The sequence below is a fragment of the Ascidiimonas meishanensis genome (assembly GCF_037782385.1).
GTDB lineage: Bacteria > Bacteroidota > Bacteroidia > Flavobacteriales > Flavobacteriaceae > Ascidiimonas > Ascidiimonas meishanensis.
In genome coordinates this window covers 117,950-139,812 of sequence record NZ_JBBEXD010000007.1, presented here as the reverse complement: position 1 = coordinate 139,812, position 21,863 = coordinate 117,950, and the positions used below count along the sequence as shown (strand labels likewise).

At 34.2% G+C, this 21,863-nt stretch carries 16 protein-coding genes and 1 other RNA gene; 9 read left to right on the top strand and 8 right to left on the bottom strand.

Going from position 1 to position 21,863, the window contains the following annotated elements; all coding sequences use genetic code 11:
• Positions 1 to 66: 66 nt before the first annotated feature.
• Positions 67 to 1,737, bottom strand: coding sequence for an asparagine synthase B (asnB, locus tag WBG07_RS14070; RefSeq protein ID WP_340202159.1), 1,671 nt, complete (start codon positions 1,735 to 1,737; stop codon positions 67 to 69).
• 259 nt (positions 1,738 to 1,996) lie between these two features.
• Here asnB and WBG07_RS14065 point away from each other — a divergent pair, with 259 nt between their 5' ends.
• A complete protein-coding gene (locus WBG07_RS14065; RefSeq protein ID WP_340202158.1) occupies positions 1,997 to 2,536 on the top strand; it encodes a DUF2911 domain-containing protein in 540 nt (179 codons plus the stop codon).
• Positions 2,537 to 2,583: 47 nt separating this feature from the next.
• Here WBG07_RS14065 and WBG07_RS14060 read toward each other — a convergent pair whose 3' ends face one another.
• The 3 genes from WBG07_RS14060 to WBG07_RS14050 all read right to left on the bottom strand — a co-directional run bounded on the left by WBG07_RS14060 (position 2,584) and on the right by WBG07_RS14050 (position 9,138).
• Positions 2,584 to 4,206 (bottom strand): amidohydrolase, encoded by a 1,623-nt coding sequence (locus WBG07_RS14060; RefSeq protein WP_340202157.1) that lies wholly within the window; start codon positions 4,204 to 4,206, stop codon positions 2,584 to 2,586.
• A gap of 111 nt (positions 4,207 to 4,317) precedes the next feature.
• Positions 4,318 to 6,057, bottom strand: a complete 1,740-nt coding sequence (locus WBG07_RS14055; RefSeq protein WP_340202156.1) for a TonB-dependent receptor — start codon at positions 6,055 to 6,057, stop codon at positions 4,318 to 4,320.
• Positions 6,058 to 6,111: 54 nt separating this feature from the next.
• Positions 6,112 to 9,138 carry a tetratricopeptide repeat protein gene (locus WBG07_RS14050; RefSeq protein WP_340202155.1) on the bottom strand — a complete coding sequence of 1,009 codons (3,027 nt, stop codon included), beginning with the start codon at positions 9,136 to 9,138 and terminating at the stop codon, positions 6,112 to 6,114.
• 161 nt (positions 9,139 to 9,299) lie between these two features.
• Here WBG07_RS14050 and WBG07_RS14045 point away from each other — a divergent pair, with 161 nt between their 5' ends.
• Positions 9,300 to 9,983: a cell division ATP-binding protein FtsE gene (locus WBG07_RS14045; protein WP_340202154.1), complete on the top strand. Its 684-nt coding sequence runs from the start codon at positions 9,300 to 9,302 to the stop codon at positions 9,981 to 9,983.
• Here the strand turns inward: WBG07_RS14045 and WBG07_RS14040 are convergent, their stop codons facing one another.
• Positions 9,984 to 10,226 carry a YgjV family protein gene (locus WBG07_RS14040; protein WP_340202153.1) on the bottom strand — a complete coding sequence of 81 codons (243 nt, stop codon included), beginning with the start codon at positions 10,224 to 10,226 and terminating at the stop codon, positions 9,984 to 9,986. It abuts the gene before it with no gap.
• A gap of 129 nt (positions 10,227 to 10,355) precedes the next feature.
• Here WBG07_RS14040 and WBG07_RS14035 point away from each other — a divergent pair, with 129 nt between their 5' ends.
• Together WBG07_RS14035 and WBG07_RS14030 are read left to right on the top strand one after the other, a co-directional pair.
• On the top strand, positions 10,356 to 11,471 hold the full coding sequence (locus WBG07_RS14035; RefSeq protein WP_340202152.1) for a hypothetical protein: 1,116 nt from the start codon (positions 10,356 to 10,358) through the stop codon (positions 11,469 to 11,471).
• A gap of 95 nt (positions 11,472 to 11,566) precedes the next feature.
• The gene (locus WBG07_RS14030; protein ID WP_340202151.1) at positions 11,567 to 12,793 is read left to right on the top strand and encodes an outer membrane beta-barrel protein; all 1,227 of its coding nucleotides are present in this window, start codon (positions 11,567 to 11,569) and stop codon (positions 12,791 to 12,793) included.
• A 101-nt stretch (positions 12,794 to 12,894) separates the two neighbouring features.
• On the opposite strand, the gene typA is transcribed toward WBG07_RS14030, so the two are convergent.
• Positions 12,895 to 14,700: a translational GTPase TypA gene (gene typA / locus WBG07_RS14025; RefSeq protein ID WP_340202150.1), complete on the bottom strand. Its 1,806-nt coding sequence runs from the start codon at positions 14,698 to 14,700 to the stop codon at positions 12,895 to 12,897.
• A gap of 239 nt (positions 14,701 to 14,939) precedes the next feature.
• Here typA and kdsA point away from each other — a divergent pair, with 239 nt between their 5' ends.
• The 4 genes from kdsA to creD all read left to right on the top strand — a co-directional run bounded on the left by kdsA (position 14,940) and on the right by creD (position 18,789).
• Positions 14,940 to 15,758 carry a 3-deoxy-8-phosphooctulonate synthase gene (gene kdsA / locus WBG07_RS14020; RefSeq protein ID WP_340202149.1) on the top strand — a complete coding sequence of 273 codons (819 nt, stop codon included), beginning with the start codon at positions 14,940 to 14,942 and terminating at the stop codon, positions 15,756 to 15,758.
• 663 nt (positions 15,759 to 16,421) lie between these two features.
• Positions 16,422 to 17,051: a hypothetical protein gene (locus tag WBG07_RS14015; protein ID WP_340202148.1), complete on the top strand. Its 630-nt coding sequence runs from the start codon at positions 16,422 to 16,424 to the stop codon at positions 17,049 to 17,051.
• A gap of 16 nt (positions 17,052 to 17,067) precedes the next feature.
• On the top strand, positions 17,068 to 17,361 hold the full coding sequence (locus WBG07_RS14010) for a winged helix-turn-helix domain-containing protein (RefSeq protein ID WP_340202147.1): 294 nt from the start codon (positions 17,068 to 17,070) through the stop codon (positions 17,359 to 17,361).
• A gap of 51 nt (positions 17,362 to 17,412) precedes the next feature.
• Positions 17,413 to 18,789, top strand: a complete 1,377-nt coding sequence (creD, locus tag WBG07_RS14005; protein WP_340202146.1) for a cell envelope integrity protein CreD — start codon at positions 17,413 to 17,415, stop codon at positions 18,787 to 18,789.
• A 434-nt stretch (positions 18,790 to 19,223) separates the two neighbouring features.
• On the opposite strand, the gene WBG07_RS14000 is transcribed toward creD, so the two are convergent.
• Positions 19,224 to 19,730, bottom strand: coding sequence for a nicotinate-nucleotide adenylyltransferase (locus WBG07_RS14000; protein ID WP_340202145.1), 507 nt, complete (start codon positions 19,728 to 19,730; stop codon positions 19,224 to 19,226).
• A 242-nt stretch (positions 19,731 to 19,972) separates the two neighbouring features.
• Complete coding sequence (locus tag WBG07_RS13995) at positions 19,973 to 21,178, bottom strand: NAD(P)-dependent oxidoreductase (RefSeq protein WP_340202144.1); 1,206 nt, start codon at positions 21,176 to 21,178, stop codon at positions 19,973 to 19,975.
• A gap of 127 nt (positions 21,179 to 21,305) precedes the next feature.
• Between WBG07_RS13995 and ssrA the strand changes: the two genes are divergently transcribed.
• Positions 21,306 to 21,702: a transfer-messenger RNA gene (gene ssrA / locus WBG07_RS13990) on the top strand.
• The last annotated feature ends 161 nt before the right edge of the window (positions 21,703 to 21,863 follow it).

The window sequence follows — 21,863 nt, the reverse complement described above, 5'->3', positions numbered from 1 at the left end:
AAAAAAATACCGACAAACCACTTTTATATGTAGTGGTTTTGTCGGTAAAAATAGGTGTGATTTATCTTATTTTACATATGCGTCTTCATGCACTTGAGCAACGGCTCTACCTGACGGATCATTCATGTTTTTGAATGCTTCATCCCATTCTAAAGCAATTTTAGTACTACAGGCTACAGATGCTTCCTGCGGAACACTTAAAGCTGCTGCATCACTTGGAAAATGTTCAGTAAAAATACTGCGGTAATAATATTCTTCCTTTGAAGTGGGTGTCTGAATTGGAAATTTATATTTTGCATTGGCCAATTGTTCATCACTCACTTCTGTTTCCACCATTTCCTTTAAAGTATCAATCCAGCTATAACCAACACCATCAGAAAACTGTTCTTTTTGTCTCCATGCAACACTTTCAGGAAGATATGCTTCAAATGCCTTACGAATTACCCATTTCTCCATACGCTCTCCGTTGATCATTTTATCTTGCGGATTAATCCTCATGGCGACATCCATAAATTCTTTATCTAGAAAAGGTACTCGTCCTTCAATTCCCCATGCAGCTAATGATTTATTTGCTCTTAAACAATCATACATATGAAGTTTATCTAGTTTTCTTACGTTTTCTTCATGAAATTCTTTGGCATTAGGCGCTTTATGGAAATATAGATAACCTCCAAAAATCTCATCGGCTCCTTCTCCGGAAAGCACCATTTTTACTCCCATAGATTTAATAACTCTTGCCATAAGATACATTGGCGTAGATGCCCTAATGGTAGTAACATCATAGGTCTCTAAATGATAGATTACATCCCTCAATGCATCTAGACCTTCCTGAATCGTAAACTTTATTTCATGGTGTACCGTTCCTATAAAATCGGCTACCTTTTGTGCTGCTGCCAAATCTGGAGAACCTTCCAAACCAATAGAAAATGAATGCAGTCTTGGCCACCAGGCTTCTGCGGTATCTCCAGACTCAATTCGCTTTTCTGCATATTTTTTTGCAACTGCAGAGGTAATAGAAGAGTCCAATCCTCCAGAAAGCAATACCCCATAAGGCACGTCAGACATTAATTGTCTGTGTACTGCTGCCTCTAAGGCATCTTTCAACTCCTGAATACTCGTCTCATTTTCTTTTACCGCCTCATATTCCATCCAATCACGCTTATACCATCTTTTAAGCTCCCCTTGAGACCCCATTAAATAGTGACCAGGAGGAAACAACTCAATTTTAGTACAAACCCCTTCTAATGCTTTTAATTCTGAGGCTACATAAAAAGTACCATGTTCATCCCATCCCATATATAAAGGAATAATTCCCATATGATCTCTTGCGATGAGATATTCCTCTTTTTCTTTGTCGTACAAAGCAAATGCATAAATGCCATTCAAATCATCAATAAAATCAGCTCCTTTTTCTTTATAAAGTGCTAAAATAACCTCACAATCAGACTCCGTTTGAAACTCATAATCTATGGTAAGCGATTTTTTAAGTTCCTTATGATTATATATTTCTCCATTTGCTGCAAGCACAAGGCTTTCATCTTTACTTAATAAAGGTTGCTTTCCAGAAGCAGGATCCACAATTGCAAGCCTTTCATGCGCTAAAATAGCACGATCATTAGCATAAATCCCGTTCCAGTCCGGTCCACGATGCCGAATCACTTTTGACATTTGTAGTAACTTAGGTCTTAATTGCTCACTACTCTCTTTTAAATCGAATGCACATACAATTCCGCACATAATATTTTATTTTTTATTTAAATTCTGAAGTCAAATATCTGATAATAGTTTCAATTTAAAAACAATAAACTGTTATATGATTATAATTTATAACTAAATATTAAAAATAATCATTAATATACTACTTTATATACTTATGTATATTCTCTTTTTTTGCAAACTGTAAGTGTAAGTATATTTAACAATTTGTGACTAAAGATTAACAAATGACTAGGAAAATATTTTTTAGCTTTAACAAATAAAAATTCAATTAAGTATTATGAAAAAAATGATCTTGCTTTTAATGGCAATTGGCACAATGATGGCATCTCAAGATGTTTCTGCTCAAAAGTTTAGCGGTCTCGATAAAAGTCCGCATGATATTTCTTATTACAAGGTTCAACGAAATGCACCTCCACTTATAAAAGTAGTATATGGAAGACCGCAGAAAAAAGGACGTAAAATTTTTGGTGGTATTGTTTCTTATGGTGATGTTTGGAGAACGGGTGCTAATGAGGCTACCGAAATTACATTTTATAAAGACGTAACTTTTGGCGGTAAATCCATACAAGCAGGAACATATACTTTATTTACGATTCCCAGTGCAAAAGAATGGACAGTAATTCTGAATACTGATCTGGATGTTTGGGGTGCTTATGCTTATAACAAGGCTAAAGATGTGGCCAGCGTTTCTGTTCCTGTTAAAAATGATTCAAAATCTATTGAAGCTTTTTCCATTACTTTTACTAAAGTAGATGATGGCGTTCATCTTAATATAGGTTGGGATACGGAACGAATAGCTGTTCCCATTAAATTATAAAACAACAAACGAGTAAAATAAGAAAGCCGGGGAATTTCCGGTTTTTTTTATTTTACTTGTTTACCGGAAATATAGGTGCTTTTTACTTTTAAGTATGGGATTTCATTTTCTGGAATGCTCATTATATCTTTATCTAATACAATAAAATCTGCAAACTTTCCTTTTTCAATACTTCCTTTTTCTTGTTCTTCAAAATTTGAATATGCTGCCCAAATAGTCATCCCTCTTAAAGTTTGTTCTCTGGTAAGACGTTCTTCAGGTCTAAAACCTTCTTCCGGATATTCTTCTACATCCTTTCGAGCTACCGCTGCATAAAACGTAAGAAACGGGTTTACCCTTTCTACTGGAAAATCAGTACCTAAGGCCACCACACCTGCTTTATCAAGCAAAGTTTTAAACGCATAGGCGCCTTCCATACGTTTGGCACCTAATCTGTCTTCTGCCCAATACATATCACTCGTAGCATGGGTGGGCTGCACGGAAGGAAGTATATTCGTATTGAAATAATGGAAATCATCTGGATCTACAATTTGAGCATGCTCCACTTTCCAACGTCTGTCATCTTTCCCTTTTAATACTTTATCATATATTTTCAATACCACTCTATTCGCAGAATCCCCTATAGCATGTGTATTCATCTGGTAATCTGTTGCTGCTATTCTTTCTGCAAGAGCACCAATTTCAGAAACTGGAGTTACCATTGCTCCAAAATGTTCAGGTTTATCTGTATATGGTTCCTTAAGCGCAGCACCTCTAGACCCAAGGGCTCCATCTCCGTATACTTTAACAGAGCGAACATTCAGCTTATCTGTCTTAAGCGTACCTTTTGATAAAAAATAATCTAAATTTTCTGGATAGTTACTTATCATTGCATACATTCTAATGGTAAGACTATTTTCCTGTTGTAAACTGTCTATTAATTGAATCACCTCCTTACTTAAGCCCGCATCATTAACAGTAGTTAACCCAAAAGAAAAGCATTCTTCTTGTGCATCCTTAAGCGCTGATATTTGTATTGATTTAGTCACTGGGGGAATTACTGCATCTATCATAGCCATTGGATTGTCAATTAATATCCCTGTAAGTTGCCCATTTTTCCTTTCAATCTCGCCACCGTTAACTGTAGTACTCAGATTAATATTTGCCATATCCAATGCCTTTTGATTCACTAGATAAGCATGTCCATCTACTCTTTCTATGGCAACAGGAGTATCTGGATACAATGAATCTAATTTTTCTCGGGTTGGAAATTCTTTTATATCCCAGTCATTTTGATCCCAACCACGACCTAGAATAAAAGACATTTGTTTTTCTTTTTGAAAAACTGCTATTCTGTCAAGTACTTCTTGAAAACTTTGGGTTCCCACTAAATCCACTTTCTGACGGTTCAAACCTAATTGGTAAAAATGACAATGGGCATCTATAAGTCCGGGCAGAACGGTTTTGCCTTCAAGATCTAGTTGTTTTTTGGATTCGTACTTTGACAAAATATAGTTGGTACTGCCAGTTTCCACAAAACGTCCTTCTTTAATTGCAAATGCGGTACTTTTTGAAAAGTCTTTGTCTACCGTATAAATATTTGCATTATGGACTATAAGATCTACCTTCTCTTTAGGCAAATTACAAGCAAGACAGCATAAAATACTTAGAAGAATTGTGATTTTTTGCATGGAATATAAGTTTTGCTAAAAATACAATTATTCATGAAATCTAAGAAGCCATGCACTTATAACAAAAGAGTGAATTTTAAAATATTGCCCTCAAATAAAGCTCTTAAAAATCTACAGATCAAATTTATATGTTGCTCCTGCCAGTACTTGAAAACCTTGCACTGGATATGTTGCCCAACGAGCGTACTCGTTTCCGCTTAAATTATTTAGACGTAGAAAAGCTGATAACTGACTATCAAACTGATAAGACAAACGCGCATTCACATCAAAAAAACTTTCTAAAGTAACTAATTGGGGTGCTAAAGGTGCTCCCGTATCTTCAGGGTCTGCTGTAAAAACATCATTCCGTTCACCTGTATAAAATATATTAAGTCCGGCAGCCCATTTTTCACTTATCTGATAGTCTGCAGAAAGAGATCCTCTTACCGTAGGTAAATTCCATGCTTCAGCTTCCACATCGGTTGTGTATTCAAATATTTCTCCTTGAAGTCTAAAAGTAAAGTCTCTATTAATATCCACTTTTAATTCTCCAAAAACAGAAATGGTTTTTACATTATCATATACAACATCAAATGAATTTCCGTATGCAAAAGCAGTTTCCCCATCGTCAAAGGCATTTACGTAATTCGCTTTAAACAATGGTTGATTGTTAGCAGCCACATAAGATGCTTTTACATTATAGCCCACATTAGACATTAACTTTCCCTTAACCCCTAAATAGGCATCATATTGTTGATCTGTAGGTTTCACTAAAAGTGTTGGTGACACAAAAGGATTATTGGCCACGAAAGATTGATACGAGTTTTGAATTGGTTTACCTTCTATTCCGCCAAAAGCAATCACATACTCATCTACTAGTCTATAGGAAGCCGTTACATTAGGATAGATAAATAGCGTACCATCATCCTCTTCCTTAGCATAAAAAATGGAAGCTCCCAAGTTTACGGTAAGATCATCTCTTAAAACCACTAGATTAGGTGTAATACCCAACAACAAATTTGAATAGCTTATGGCTGCATCATTTGCATAGTTACGTTCAAAATTTCCTCCAAGATAATCTATGGTTACCTTGGTAGTAATTAATTCTCCTGAAATGGGTATTTCAAAAACTGGTGTGAGTTTTGCGCGTGTTTCACCGCTCTCGCTTCCATCCCAAAAACGTTGTAAGAGCAGGCTTCCCTCTTTATAATATGAATCTTTTAAACTAAGATTGGCCCCTAGAAACGTTGTATAATACGTTTGTTTTGCATCTAATGAAGTAAGTTGACTATTCGTAAAACCAGGCTGTTCCGGTATTCCGTACCAATTAAAGATCTGGTGCTTAAAACCTGCGTCAGCGCCCCATTCCAGATAGCGGGTTTTCTTCCTGTAATTTCCTTCCAGTCTGGTGTTGAAAAAGTTGTCATCTAAAACTACACCATCAATTCCTCCTTGCGAAGAATGATGATTTAAAGAAAGGTCCAAGGTTTCATCTCTTGCCAATGCCCTACTGGTATAAAAGTCTACTAATGCAGTACTAAAATTTCCGAGACCTAAAGAAGCATATGTATTGAATAGTACTTCTTTTTTTGCTTTTTTAACCACAGACGCTTTCGCTTTCGCAGGAACAAAAGTAGAAGCAACAGGAACCGAAAAAATAGTATACTTAATTTCTTTTTTGGTAGTGGTGACCGAATCATTCAAAGTGGGCACCTGCTTTACTTTAAATGCATCAGAAACCGAAGGAGTATATGGCTTTACCACATTTACAACCTCTGTACCAATATCTCTTTTTTTATCCTTCTCATCTTGTGCATGAATAGAGGCACTTGTTAGTATAAAAATGAATAAAAACTTTATTGCTTTTGACATAAACCTACTATTATGTGGATTGCTAACTGACATGATTTGATTGATGGTAAAAGTTTAATTGCCTTCATCTGGTGAAACAGAAGAATTTCTTTTAGACTCTGCTGTTTTTATTTTGTTTAATTCTTCCTGAGCCTCTGCAATGACATCTGGGTAATCTGTAAAATTTTCAATAACACTCTCAAGAATATAAGTTGCTTGAAAGGCATCGTCTAACTCATAAAAATTCTTTGCCATAATGACCAATCCTTTAGCACCATATTCTTTATAACCAGAATAATCTTTCGCTAATTTTTGAACAGATGTATTAGATGCCTCATAGTCTGACTCCTTATGCTTAAAATAGGCATCATAATAAAGAGCCTCCGCAGCCAGTACTCCTGTAGCAATTTTTTGCACCTCTGCATACGCCTCTTTTGCACGATTCTCATCTCCTGTTTTTATGGCAGACCTAGCAATCATAATTTGAGCATCACTACGGATACGATTGTCTATTTTACTATTAGCCAATACTTTTTCTGCATAGCTAACGGTCTCAGTATAATTTCTTAATTCATAATTCACCTTCATCAGATTAGATTGTGCAAAAGTGATATTCTGAGGGAAATCGGCTTCTGTTTCCAATCTTTTTAACACGGTTAATGCTTCATTATAATTTTTTGTCCCAAGATGAATTTCGCTAAGTCTGGCTAGTGCCTGTTCTGTATATTCACTTCGCACTTGGTTGATTACATAGTTATAATTTTTAACCGATTTGCTTTTCAATTCTTTTGCAAAATAGCTTTGTGCCAAGTAAAAATTAGCTTCTAGGGCATGAATACCACTTGGAAATTGACGCAGATAACTTTCAAAAGCTTTTATAGCAGCATCTGTCTTGTTTTGCGCAAATTGTTTTTGAGCAGATTCATAGGAAGCATTGTCTAATTCTGCATCAGATACTTCTACAAAATCTAAATCTTTCACCCAAGCTGCATATTCATCTACTCTTCCCTCTTCTACATAAATAAGTTTTGCGGTTGATACTGCCTGAATTGCTTCGGTAGTATTTGGAAAGTCTCTTACCACGGTTTTAAACTTCACCAATGCTTGCTGATTATTGCCTGCGTTATAATTTACCAAGCCTTGTTTTAGGATAGCTTTAGGTACATAAGAGCTCATTCTGTATTCTGCTACTAACTTCTCATAAGCAGCCAGCCCTTGCTGTTCTTTTCCTTCATTTACATAAGAATTACCCAATTCATAAAGGGCATCATCACGCAAGGTTGATTTAGGAAAATCAGAAATAAAAGCATTTAGCGCTTCTAATTTTTTGGTATTTCTATCAACAAATCCATAGCATATCGCTTTTTGGAAACTTGCATAATCTTTATCTACGCCGCCAATTTCAATTGCTTTATCGTAAGATTCAATAGAAGACCAGTATTTTCCAGAGACAAAATGACTATCACCCAATCTCAAATAAGCATCGTTGATGCGTGTTACTTCTGCACCCTCTAATTCTAAATATTTATTGAAATATGAAATTGCTTCAGCATAATTTTTCTGTTTGAAATAGCTATAGGCCAAATTATAATTAAGGTTTTTATACTCCTCCGTTTCTGGTGCTATTGTGCTTTGCGCAAATTGTTTATATCCAATCAAAGCTTCTTCAAAATCGTTCAATAAATAGCTCCCTTCTGCCTTCCAGTAAATCGCTCTTGCTGTATATAAAGGATCTTGAGGTTCTTTAAGAGATTTATCTAAGAAATTCACAGCTTCTTTATAATCACCATCCAGATATAACTCTAGTCCGCGATAAAAAGCCACTTTTTGATAGGCTTCTTTGCTAGCATAGCTTTTGTTATTTTCTAAAACCTCCAGTGCCCCTTCATAGTTTTTAGAAGTAATATAAGAATCCACTAAAAGCCCTTCTATTTCTTCACGGTTTTCAGTTTCAGGATACGCATCCAAATAAGAAGTTAATACTTCTGGCACACTTTGATATGGGTTGCCAATATCATAACTTAATCTGCCATAATTTAACCAAGCATCTTTTTGTATTTGAGCATCAAAATCCATCTGTGATGCATTTCTAAATGCATTTAAAGCCTGCTGTTTCTTTTCTGTTTCTAAATAGCATTTTGCCAAATGATAATAAGCGTTTTGAGCTACACTGTTATCTCCTCCAACAATTTTATTAAATTGATCAATCGCATTTTCATATTCTTTTTGCTGATAGTATGCGTAACCTAAAAGATAAAAATCTGTATTATTCCATTTACCTCTTTTCCCACGATATTCTAACAAATAGGGAATTGCTGCCTCGTATTCTTTTAGGTTGAAATAACTTTCGCCAATTATTTTATTGAGTTCTGAAACTTCTTGCCGATCTGCTTTTGGCAGCTCTTGTTTGGCAAGTGCAATGGCTTTTTCAAAATTACCTAGCTTGAAATTCAAATCTGCCTGGTAATAAATAAGCTTTTCATTATATTCCTGCTCATTGGTAATTTGATCAAAATAAGTACTTGCTGTTTCGTAATTATCTTTTTGATAGGCTATGTAACCTATATAATATTTTGCCTGAGAGCCGTACTCTTTTGAATCTTCCACTTTCTTTAGATAGGTTTCTGCATCCTTATATTTTCTAGCAGTAAAAAGCGCATATCCTTTTTTAAAATTAAAATGTTCACGATCCTTTCTGCTCATGTTTTGATCTTCTACCTTGTCGTACCATTTTAATGCATAAGCATATTTCCCATTTTCAAAATAATAGTCTGCAACATCCATAAAAGCAGTGTTCCGTTTGGTACTAGTAGGATAATCAGTTACAAAATCTTCCATAAGCCTGTCTGCTCCTAACTGATTTAATCTAATGGCTGCATTAGCTATATAGTAAGTGCAATCTGCCGCGGTTTCATAATCATTAGTAGTTGCTTTTACCTTTTCAAAAATATTCTGAGCTGCCTGATATTGCTTAGAATTATACAAGCCTAAAGCGGCTTGAAAATCTTTTTTTGAATGAAGATAAATATTAGATTGTTGGGCTTTAAGAGTAATGGACCACAAAAGGACCATTATAATAAATGGCATAGACTTCCAATGCATTGTCAAAGTGGGTTTAGTCTTCAAATATAGATGAATCAACAATCATATAACGATGGTTTTTATGGATAATTATACAAATGTTAAAAATGATTGATAACTTGGGTTGAGATATAATTTTACGTGCTATTTTTTGTTCTTACTTTTACATATATTTTTACTCCATGGATCAAACAATTTTAGAACTCCGAGATGTCGCTATTTTTCAAAAGGAGAATTTAGTACTGAGTGAAATCAATCTTACCATAAATAAGGGAGAATTTGTTTATTTAATTGGCAAAACCGGGAGTGGTAAAAGTAGTTTTATGAAAACGCTTTATGGCGATTTACCACTTACTCAAGGCTCTGGTACTATAACAGATTTTGATCTTAAAACGCTTAAAGAAAAAGATATTCCTTTTTTAAGAAGGAAGTTGGGAATTGTTTTTCAGGATTTCAAGCTACTTCCTGATAGAACTGTAAATGATAACCTCTTGTTTGTTCTAAAAGCAACGGGATGGAAGGACAAAGAAAAAATGAATGAAAAAGTTTCTTTTGTACTTTCTAAAGTTGGTATGAAAACCAAAGGCTTTAAATTCCCACATCAATTATCTGGTGGCGAACAACAAAGGATTGCCATTGCAAGAGCTTTACTAAATGATCCTGAGCTTATTCTGGCAGATGAACCTACGGGAAATTTAGATCCACAGACCAGTGTAGAAGTAATGAAGGTTTTACAGGAGATAAATAAAAGTGGACGCACCATTTTAATGGCTACGCATGATTATGCTTTATTACTGAAATTTCCCTCCAAGACGCTTAAATGTGACGGAAGTAAGGTGTTTGAAGTGGTACAAAAAAATGTGTAGCTATTTATTTGAGGGTTTTCTTGTTTTATATAAATAGTACCCGTTGACGCAAAAAATAGCGGCATTGGTTATAATAATAGGCCATGAAATTTGTAGCAAAAATCCATATAATACCCAGATAGTACATCCAGACATATTTATTAGCCTTAGCTTTTTCATATCCTTCATAAAAAAAGAAAACAAAACAATAGCTGCTGCTAAATAACCCACCCATTCAACTATAGAGACTCCTAAAAAATTCATACTGTTTATTTTTGCAATAATACTATGAAAATTATTATTTCAAGCTATTCATTTATTAACTTCACTCCTCTTTTTCGGTCATAGTATTTTACTATATTAGCACCTGTAAATGCCCGTAAAAAACTACTCATGCCTAACAAAAAAAAGCTCACTCATTGGATTTTAATCTTTGCCTCGCTTATTATGAGTGGGACTGCTATTTTCTTGAGCTTACAAAAGGATAAAAAGCCCACACAAGAAGTTATTGAAAAATCACCTGATGTTCTAAAACAAGAAAGACTTGATAGTGTTGCGTTTCTAATTAACCAGTTAGTAGAAAAAGAAAGTACCTATCAAATGGTTGCTTTTCATCCAATGGCTACCAAGGGAGAATCTGCAAATGCTTCATTGAATTTCAGAACACAAGTGGTAAGTTTACTTTCAAAAATAACAACCTTAGCTTCTGAAGAAGAGTTAGCGCTGTTAAATGATGAATTACTGATTCAATTTGCAAAATTTGAAAATGAATATGGAGATAAAGAACTCGCAGTAAAGACTTTTGAATATCTTCTTACCAGAAGTAATAATCTTATTTTAAAAGAACAAGCTTTAAGTCAGTTGTCTGTACTATATGCAGATAGAACATCTTTGCTTTTTAATCCCACTAAAGTAAGAGTACTTCAAAAAAATATCCTTGCAAAGGAAAAGAAACAGCAATCAAAAGATAGATATGAGCGCTTAGCCAATTTATATGAAGAATGGGCTAAAACAGAATACATACAACTTAGGGATACACCTTATGGAAATAAAGTTCTAGACAGTGCTTTCTACTGTGTAGGCAAACTACCTGATTATCTTTCTTACAAAGACAGTTTGTTGCGTAGACTTACCTCTATTTATAATTATCATAACGATATTATTACCTCAAAAACCATTTCTGGTGATTACAAATTTTATGTAAATAATTTGGGAATGGGCACCGCAAATATTGCTGTAATTCAAGATGAAATTACTATACGAATCAATTATCTTGAAAATGATAAACTTGTAGGTCAAATAAAAGGTGTTGGGGTCTTCACCGACCCTGAAATGATTATTTTTGACGTTACTCTAAAGAGCTACAGTGAGAAATTTGAAACTTTTAGGGATGGCATAGGAACTTTGGAACTTATTACTGCACCTAATTTTTTATTAAAAGGGTCTTTAAAAGAATTTGGAAAAGATGCAGTGGAATTAAGGCTTTTGAAAAATCCTAACGCACTTTAAAGTAGTTCTTATTCTATTTTTAGGTTTATCTTTTTTGTCCTATTTTCGCATCATTCTTTTTAAGAATACTTGTTAAATAAAATCCGTTTTACTTGATGAAAAAACTTATACTTGTTATCGCCATTTTTATAGGCGCAAACATTGCTCTTAATGCGCAAATTAATTTTGAAAAAGGCTATATAATCAACAATACTGGCCAAAAGATAGATTGCTTAATTAAAAATGAAGCTTGGGGAAGCAACCCAACATCATTTCAATATAAACTTGAACCAAGTGATTCTCCCAAAACGGGTATAATTGCAGACACTAAAGAATTTGGTGTTCTTGGAGTATTTAAATATACCAGATATTTAGTTGACATTGACCGTTCTAGTGAAAACTTAAAGAGAATGAGCCAAAAAGAAGCTCCTGAATTTAAAGAAGAAAACCTGTTTCTTGAGGTCTTGCTTGAGGGTGATGCAACACTTTATTTTTATGAGGATGGAAATTTAAAACGCTATTTCTATACCTTAAAAAATCAAATTACTACTCCAGAGCAATTAATTTATAAAAGCTATAAGATTTATGCTACGGGTTCCAGCAATGTTCAAGGGGTAATCATAAAAAACCGGAAGTATCGCGAACAATTATGGAATACTTTAAAATGCAATAATACATCTATCTCAAAAATCAAAGACATGCAGTATGCCCTAAAAGATATGATGAATGTTTTCAAAGCTTACAATTCTTGTGGTAATTCTGAGGTGATAAACTATCAGGAGCAAAAAGGCAAAGGAGTCTTTAATTTAAGAGTGTCTGCAGGTATTAGCAGTTCATCATTATCCGTTACGTCAGATGATCTTGTAGGCACCTTTGATAAAGATGTAGATTTTGATAATGCCATATCAATTCGTGGAGGGTTTGAGGTAGAATACGTTTTTGCATTTAATAAAAACAAATGGGCGGTTTTTGGTGAACCCAATTACAATTATTATGAGGAAGAAGGTGAATCTACTAATCAAACAGCAAGTATATCGTATACCTCTATTGAGATACCAGTGGGATTTAGACATTATATGTACTTAAATGACTACTTGAAACTATTTGTAAATACTTCTCTTAATTTTGATTTTGTTTTTGGAGATTCTAAAATCTCGTATTCTAGAACCCCAGAAGCTGAAGTTGAATCAGGAATTTCATTGGGCTTAGGTTTAGGACTGTCCATAGGAAAACAATTTGTACTAGAGACTAGATATAACACCACCAACAGTATGTTTGAGAGTGGAAGTCGTCAAGGCAACTTTGATAAAACTTCATTCATTCTTCGTTATAAGATCTTCTAGCACTTATTCACTGTAAAGTGATAGCAGAATAAGACAAAGAAAATAAAAAACCGCCTCATCTAAAAATGAGGCGGTTTCTTTAAAATTTAGTTATATAATTTTTAAGATATGGTTTTTCCCAATCTTTTACGGTCATTCTCATCAAGGTATACTTTACGAAGTCTCAATGATTTTGGAGTCACTTCAACATACTCATCCTTTTGAATATATTCTAAAGCTTCTTCCAATGAAAACTTAATAGGCGGTGCCAGTTTCACTTTATCATCTGCTCCAGCAGATCTAATATTGGTTAGCTTTTTAGTTTTAGTAACATTCACCACCATATCATCGCCTCTTGAATTTTCTCCGATTACCTGCCCAGTATAAATTTCTTCTCCAGGAAAAATAAAGAAACGTCCGCGCTCTTGAAGCTTATCTAAGGAATAAGGAATGGCTGTACCTTTCTCCATACTTATTAAAGAACCATTAATCCTTCCAGGAATCTCCCCTTTTAAAGGCTGATACTCTAAAAATCTATGATTCATGATTGCTTCTCCAGCAGTAGCGGTTAACAATTGATTTCTCAAACCAATAATTCCTCGAGATGGAATATTAAATTGCATCAACATACGTTCTCCTTTTGGCTCCATACTAAGCATTTCTCCTTTACGTTGCGTTACAAACTCAACAGCACGACCACTTACGCTTTCAGGCAAATCAATAGTCAATTCTTCTATGGGTTCACATTTTACACCATCAATTTCTTTAATGATAACTTGGGGCTGACCAATTTGTAATTCATAGCCTTCTCTTCGCATAGTTTCAATAAGTACAGAAAGATGTAAAACTCCTCTACCAAAAACCATGAACTTATCTGCGCTATCTGTTTCATTAACTCTTAAAGCAAGATTTCGTTCCAATTCACGTTCCAATCTTTCCTTTACATGTCTAGAGGTTACAAATTTACCATCCTTCCCAAAGAAAGGAGAATCATTAATGGTAAATAACATACTCATGGTTGGTTCGTCTATAGCGATGGTAGGCAATGCTTCTGGGTTCTCTGCATCTGCAACCGTATCTCCAATTTCAAAACCTTCCAAACCTGCAATAGCACAGATATCACCTGCATGTACCTCTTCTACTTTTTTACGTCCTAGACCATCAAAAATATTGAGTTCTTTAACTCGGGATTTGGTTACAGATCCATTTCTGTTCACCAAAGAAACCTGCATACCCGCTTTAAGCGTACCTCTTTGCAATCTTCCAATAGCAATTCTTCCCGTGAAAGAAGAATAATCAAGAGAAGTTATAAGCATTTGTAAAGATCCTTCTTCTGTCTTAGGCTCTGGAATGGATTTTACTACTACATCTAATAAAGGCTCTATTGACTCTTGAGGTCCCTTCCAGTCTTCTGCCATCCAATTATTTTTGGCACTACCATATATTACTGGAAAATCCAATTGCCATTCTTCGGCTCCTAATTCAAACATAAGGTCAAAAACTGCCTCATGCACTTCCTCTGGAGTACAATTTTCTTTATCTACTTTATTGATTACTACAATTGGCTTGAGTTTCATAGAAAGCGCTTTTCCCAAAACGAAACGTGTTTGAGGCATAGGCCCTTCAAAAGCATCTACCAATAGCAAAACACCATCAGCCATATTGAGAACCCGCTCCACTTCTCCGCCAAAATCTGCGTGACCAGGAGTATCAATAATGTTGATTTTCGTGTCTTTATATTTAACTGAAACGTTTTTAGATAAAATAGTAATACCTCGTTCTCTTTCAAGATCGTTATTATCCAAAATTAGTTCTCCAGTTTCCTGATTGTCTCTAAATAACTGACAATGGTGAAGTATTTTATCTACCAAGGTTGTTTTACCGTGGTCTACGTGGGCAATTATCGCTATATTTCTTAAACTTGTCATAGTATGGTAATCAATTAAGCGTGCAAAGGTACAGCTTTTTAGTCAACTTATCCGTTCTTTCTTTGTTTTTTAATCACCTGTAAACCAAATAAATAGAATCTAATAAAATATCTAGATTTTCTCTTAAAGTATGAATGTAGACTACCGCTTCCAAATGCACTTAATTACCTGTCTTGTGTTCTGATTTGTATTGTATTAAAATGAATAGAAAGTGTAACTTTGCACAAAATTAGATGGGTATGAATCTCGATAAAATTCCGCAGTTAAAAAATGCTGATAGTACTAACTTTTTCTTGTTGTCTGGTCCTTGTGCTATTGAAGGTGAAAAGATGGCATTACAAATTGCAGAACATATTGTTACTGTTACCGATGCATTAAAAATCCCATATGTTTTTAAAGGAAGTTTTAAGAAAGCAAATAGAAGTAGAATTGATTCTTTTACTGGGATTGGCGACGAAAAAGCCTTAAAAATATTACGTAAAGTTTCTGAAACGTTTCAAATACCTACGGTTACCGATATCCATACGGAAGCAGATGCAGTTATGGCTGCAGAATATGTGGATGTACTTCAAATACCCGCTTTTTTGGTACGGCAAACTGATTTGGTAACGGCGGCTGCCAAAACGGGAAAAACGGTGAATTTGAAAAAAGGGCAGTTTATGAGTCCTGAAAGCATGAAGCATGCAGTTCAAAAAGTTTTAGATTGCCATAATGAAAAAGTAATGGTAACAGATAGAGGCACCATGTTTGGATACCAAGATTTGATTGTAGATTTTAGGGGAGTTCCTACCATGAAAAAGTTTGCTCCAGTAGTTTTGGATGTAACACACTCTCTGCAACAGCCTAATCAATCCTCTGGGGTCACAGGTGGAAGACCAGATATGATTGAAACTATAGCTAGGGCTGGAATTGCTTCTGGGGTTGACGGATTATTTATTGAGACTCATTTTGATCCCGCTAATGCAAAAAGTGATGGTGCAAATATGCTCCATTTGGATCAGCTGAAGCGGTTATTGACAAACTTAACTGCCATCAGAAGCACCATTAATGCATTGTAATATTTATTGGTTTCCAAATACATGAACGCCCATACTTCATCCTAATTTGGATTTTTCTTTAGGATCTTAACAGCTGTTATCATGCTGTTTGGATTTCAATTAAAATTATGATAATCAAGTTATACGTACTATCTTATCTTAATCTGGCAATTAGTTGTATTCTTTAAAAAAATTAAAATCTAGCCTTTTAACTAAAATTTGATCAGTGTTAATTAAATGTTTTTTCATACATATTATTTATAGCTAATTCTTATAGCAATTAACAAGATAAATCACTCAAATTCATTGCTTTATACTTTTGCCCTGACTCCGTAAAATAAGGGATTTCGTGAAAAATCTAATCGAAATTCATGAATTCGGAGTACCATTTCTTGCTTTTTAACTGCTGCTATGCTTATTTTACTGTGTTAAACAGTCCGAAAGGTTTAAGGGGGATTTATTATTTCGGAAAGAGTAACTCTCAAAACAGGTTTAGAGTTTAGTTTACGAGAGTGGTGATTAAACCAAAGATAATCACCAAAAAGCATACATTTTTAAAAGGTATTGCACAACAATTACTCACCTTTGGAATTAGGACTGCTTCGGCAGTCCTATTTTTTTTATATGGATAAGTGAATTTGTTTCATTATTTTTCATTTACTTTGTATTTCAAAGTTCTTTATAATGGAAAAAGATAATTATCTTGAAGATCTTAGTGAGATAAGATCATTAATGAATCGTTCATCACGCTTTATATCATTAAGTGGCTTGTCTGGTATTTTAGCAGGTATCTATGCATTAATAGGTGCAACTATTGCCTACTTAAGATTAGATCATTATCAATATATGCCAGGTATAAGAAATGCGTATACACAGAAATACTTAGCACTTGTTTTAGAACTTGGTCTTATTGGAGTTACTGTAGCCATATTAGCTATTGCCACCGGTATTTGGCTAACCTCACGTAAAGCAAATGCAAATGGAGAAAGCATATGGAACGCTTCTTCTAAGCGGCTACTAATAAATTTCTTAATCCCATTAATCACAGGAGGTATTTTTATTATTTTAATGCTTATTAATAGAAACATAAGCATCGTTGCTCCCTCTACGTTAATCTTCTATGGTCTTGCTTGTGTTAACGCAAGTAAATACACTCTGGGTGACATACGATATTTAGGTATTGCCAATATCGTTACAGGACTATTTGCAACTCAGTTTGTAGGTTATGGGCTGTACTTTTGGGCTATTGGATTTGGTATCTTCCATATTTTTTATGGAGCTATGATGTATGTTAAATACGATAGACAAAAGTAAAACTTACAAAACACTCATGAGTATCATTCATAACCTTAATAAAGTATTTGACCATAGAATCCGATTGGGAATCATGTCTATTCTAATGGTGAATGCTTCAGAAGATTTCAAAAATCTAAAAGAATTACTCGGAGCTACTGATGGTAATCTTGCCAGCCATTTAAAAGCATTGGAAAAGGCAGATTATATTTCCGTTGAGAAAAAATTTGTTGGCAGAAAGCCTAATACAAGCTATACAGCCACGCAACTTGGACGTTTTGAATTTAATAAACATATTGATGCTATTGAAAAGCTCATCCATAAAAAGTAGTATTTTTTTAATCTTTAACTTTGAAATTCAAAGTACTTTAAATATATAATTATGACAAATTCTTCAAAAAACAATTCTTGGTTTAAAACTTCCATAACAGCACGTATGCTGATGGTGGGTTTCTTAATTCTTATTTTAATGATTCCGTTGTTATTTATTCGAAGTCTCATCAATGAACGTGCTCAAAGACAAAAGGAAGTAATCAAGGAAATAAATGAAAAATGGGGAAACGAACTCTTACTATCGGGTCCCATACTAAAAGTACCTTATAATCATTACACGGAAGTGGTGAAACTAGACAATCAAACCAAAAAAACAATTAAAGAAAAAACTTCCCGAGTTAAGTATGCATACTTCTTTCCAGATAAATTATCGGTTTCTACCGATGTTAATGCATTCAAAAAAGAGTATGGAATTTATGAGACTGCGGTCTTCACTTCTACCATGGATTTTACTGGAAGTTTCATTACCCCAGATTTCATAGGATTAGATGTTAATCTTAAAGATGTTATTTGGGAGAAATCTACTTTCATCATTCAAACTTCCAATCTTAAAGGCATCAGGGAGAATGTACAAATCGCTATCGGAAAAAACACCTTATCATTTGTACCACGTTATAAAAATCTAGGAACCGAAAATAATTATAGTGAAAAACCCATTCTCAATGAACTGGAAAGTACTCGTATTCCTATTGAAGCGCTCCCTGTAAACACACCTATTGATTTCTCATTTACACTTACCATTAATGGCAGTGAACAAATTGAATTTATCCCTATTGGAAAAGAAACCAGTGTTTCCATGAAGTCTAATTGGCAGCATCCTAGCTTTCAAGGTTCATTCTTGCCAGAGAAAGAAAATGACACCGCTAAAAATAAAGACGCTAAAGGCTTTGAAGCAAAATGGAATATCATTCAAATTAACCGTCAATTTCAACAATCGTTCTTGGGTTATCTGCCAAATCTTTCTGAATTTGCTTTTGGTGTTCACTTATTCCTTCCTGTTGACCAATATCAAAAAAGTGACCGTTCTGCAAAATATGGATATTTAGTTATTGCCCTTACTTTTCTCATTTTTTTCCTAATACAAACAATAAGTAAAATTTCTATCCATCCTTTTCAATATTTGATGATAGGATTGTCCTTAGTCATGTTTTACACTTTACTCATTTCTATTTCTGAACATCAAACATTTATTAAAGCCTATCTCATTGCAGGAAGTGCTGTTGTGGTATTAATTACCTTATATTCTATTTCGGTACTTAAAAACTATAAATTCCCGGTTTTCATATTTTTTTCACTCACAGCTCTATATGCCTTTATATTTGTTATTATTTCCTTAGAGAACTATGCTTTATTGGTAGGAAGTATTGGATTATTTGTAATTCTGGCCCTTGTAATGTTCTTTTCCCGAAAAATAGATTGGCAATAGATTTATAATCTGAATAGACATGAATTTTCAAACAATTATTTTTAAAATTAACTGGTGGTTTCGTTACCAGTTATGCAAATGTAAAAGTAGCAAACGACCTTTTCATCCTAACAAGAATCGTAAAATCTATAACTATTAGTATGATGCTTACACCTGAAACTTATTTTGATTTATATGCCAGATTTAACGCTAATAGCTCTTTTAAATAACGTTTTTCCTTTATCATACAGATAGTTTTGCCTAAGTCATTTCATAAAAGACTAAGGAAACTGTATTTTATTTTAAGTAAAGTCAAATCAATAGGTGAATGTTCTAGGGGTCATACTCCTTTTTATAGTTTTCTTTTTTTGACTTGTGTTATATTAGCATCAAAGGGGAGTTAGTTTGTATTAGCAACCTAACTCCCCTTTGATATTGATTAATATCCTTAACTTTTACAGGAAATTACCCTCGGCATCCATTTTCACTTTTATTACTTGATCTCCATTTTGTAATCTCACTTTATACTTTTTTGAAGTTCCTTTTTTATCGTTATACTTTACAAGATAAACATCTTCAATGACATCCCAACCTGGGAATCGATCTACAATTGCATTACTTACAACTTTAGGTAGTTTTACATTTTTAAACTTCTCAATAGTTCGCAATATCTTTCCTTCCTTGTCATAGGCAGCTACAATTTTTCCTTCGGGTATGAAAAACGAAATGGTATAAAAATCATATTCGTCATCATACAAATCTGATTCTTTTGGATTCCAACTCGCCGCTTTTCGTTCTAATAATTTAACAGGAAATGCGATATCCTCACTGGTTACACTGCTTACATATTTATAATTAACAGCAGTAACTACTACCTCCTCTAATTTTTCTTCTTGAATTACTTGAGAAAAGGAAAAGTTGAAAAATCCAAAAACAAATAAAGCTAAAAATATTTTTTTCATGATATACGGCTTTTAATGGGTTATATCATAAAAATAGCCTTTGTAAATGTCTGAAACAATGATATTTATCAGAAATGGGTACGAATACCTTAGACCATATTTAAAATATGTGTCTATAAAGAATAATCAAATGGTACGTGAACATTCCTGAGTACCAAACAGAACCATTGAAAAACCTTATTGGTATGGATATAAATAATTTCTTATTGAAGAATAAACCAGAAGGAAATTGATGTCACTAATTATTCCTTACCATCAACAAAATCCTGTAGATATTGATATCTCGGCGTCAAGGAACCTTTATAAGTCATTCTCGCTCTTTCAAGAATACCATCTTTATCTGCATTAAAAAATGAAGGAATTACATACTTCCTAAAATTATCCCCAAAACCATCACTTGCATCCGCAGGCAGTTCACATGGAAGATTATCAACAGCCATTACAGCAATAGCACTTTCTATTTTATAATCTACTTCTTTCTCTGTAATAGGGTCATATCCATAAATAGGATTGGAAATAGTTGAAGCACGGATAGTTGATGCCACCGGACCATCAATATCGCAACTAATATCTGCAACTACTTTTATCTTAAAATTTGCTGTTTTTGCATCCTGTCTTGTATACAGAAACGGAGCACCATCCCCGTAAAAATGACCCGCGATAAAAAAATCACTTACGTTAGCAAAACGCATAAAATTAGACTCATAGTCTTCTGGATTTTCGTAAAAATCTTTTTTGGTTAACCTTCGTCCATCTTTCCGCTTATTATAATCTAACACATCTATTTGACAATAAACAGCCTCCTTAAATTCCTTTGAGAGGAATTCTTCTACCCCTACTATTTTAATCTGCATTCCATCTAGCATCTCACGAGCTCCATTACCTACTCTTCCTTTTCCTGTTAGTATGATTTTGATAGCCGGAAGATCAATTTTATTCAATTGAGCTATCAACTCTTTTTGATTTGCTAATGTTTCTGCTTTTGGCAAACTAAATGCACCATTTTTAAGTCCAAATGCTCTAAAACCATTATACGCACCCACTATTCCCGCATATCTCCCAAACGCCACCAATCTTTGTCCATTTGCCGCAGTAATCACTTCGTGATCATAAATTTCAATATTTTTTGCGAGGATTGCTCTCAATAAATCTCGATTGTAAGGTTGCTTTTTAATTGTATGAGAAAAGAAAAAATATTTTTTATTCGGGATTAATGCTTCAACAGGTACTTCTTTTACACCTAATAGCACATCACAATCGGTAAGATCTTCTGAAACAGTGATACCCATTTCTTGATAAGCACTATCTGGAAAAACTCTTATATCTGAAGGTTCTACTTTAATCTTGGCCTCCGGAAATCTTTCTAGGACTTTTTGGCAGGCTTCGGGAGACAAGACAACTCGCCTATCTGGCGGGCTTTTGCGTTCTTTTATGATTCCAAACTTCATCAATGATACTTTTTGGTATAGAATTTGTTCCAAATGTAACAGTTGAAAGGATGTGATGCAAAGCTTTTAAACGAATATTTTTTACAGTACTTTTACACCACTTCTAAGACTACGTTCTTTTATATATGGGGTCGACTGGTTTTGACAGCGAGTCGAATTGAATTGTAAGCACGCCGAGCTATGAAATTAATGCTCGTTAATATCTATTTCACAATTTTAATAGGCGAAGATAACTACGCTCTTGCTGCATAATCTGAATTATAGTAGGATTTAGCCTCGTCTCTGCAAGGCAGAGAAGCGAGATGTCTCCAGATAGCCCTTGTTGACGGCGATCTATTTTGAGGCACCATAAAAGTCAACATAGAGATATGGTAGCTTTGGCAATATCTTAACAACAAAGAAGCTAAGCAGGTAATAGGCGGTTTTCGGTCAGTTGCCTGTCGAAAATTAAACGAAAACTAAGCGCGTAGAAAGCAGTTTAATTGCTTGTTTGGACGAGGGTTCGAGTCCCTCCGACTCCACTAAATAGTACATAAATTTTATCAAAACCCTGTAAAAAATTGATTTACAGGGTTTTTTTTAGAATTACGAAATCAATAGATCATTTACTTCTTATATAATTAGCTTTACTAGTTTTTCCATTTTCTCTTGCTAAAAATTCATAGGTATAATAAAACTGTCTTTA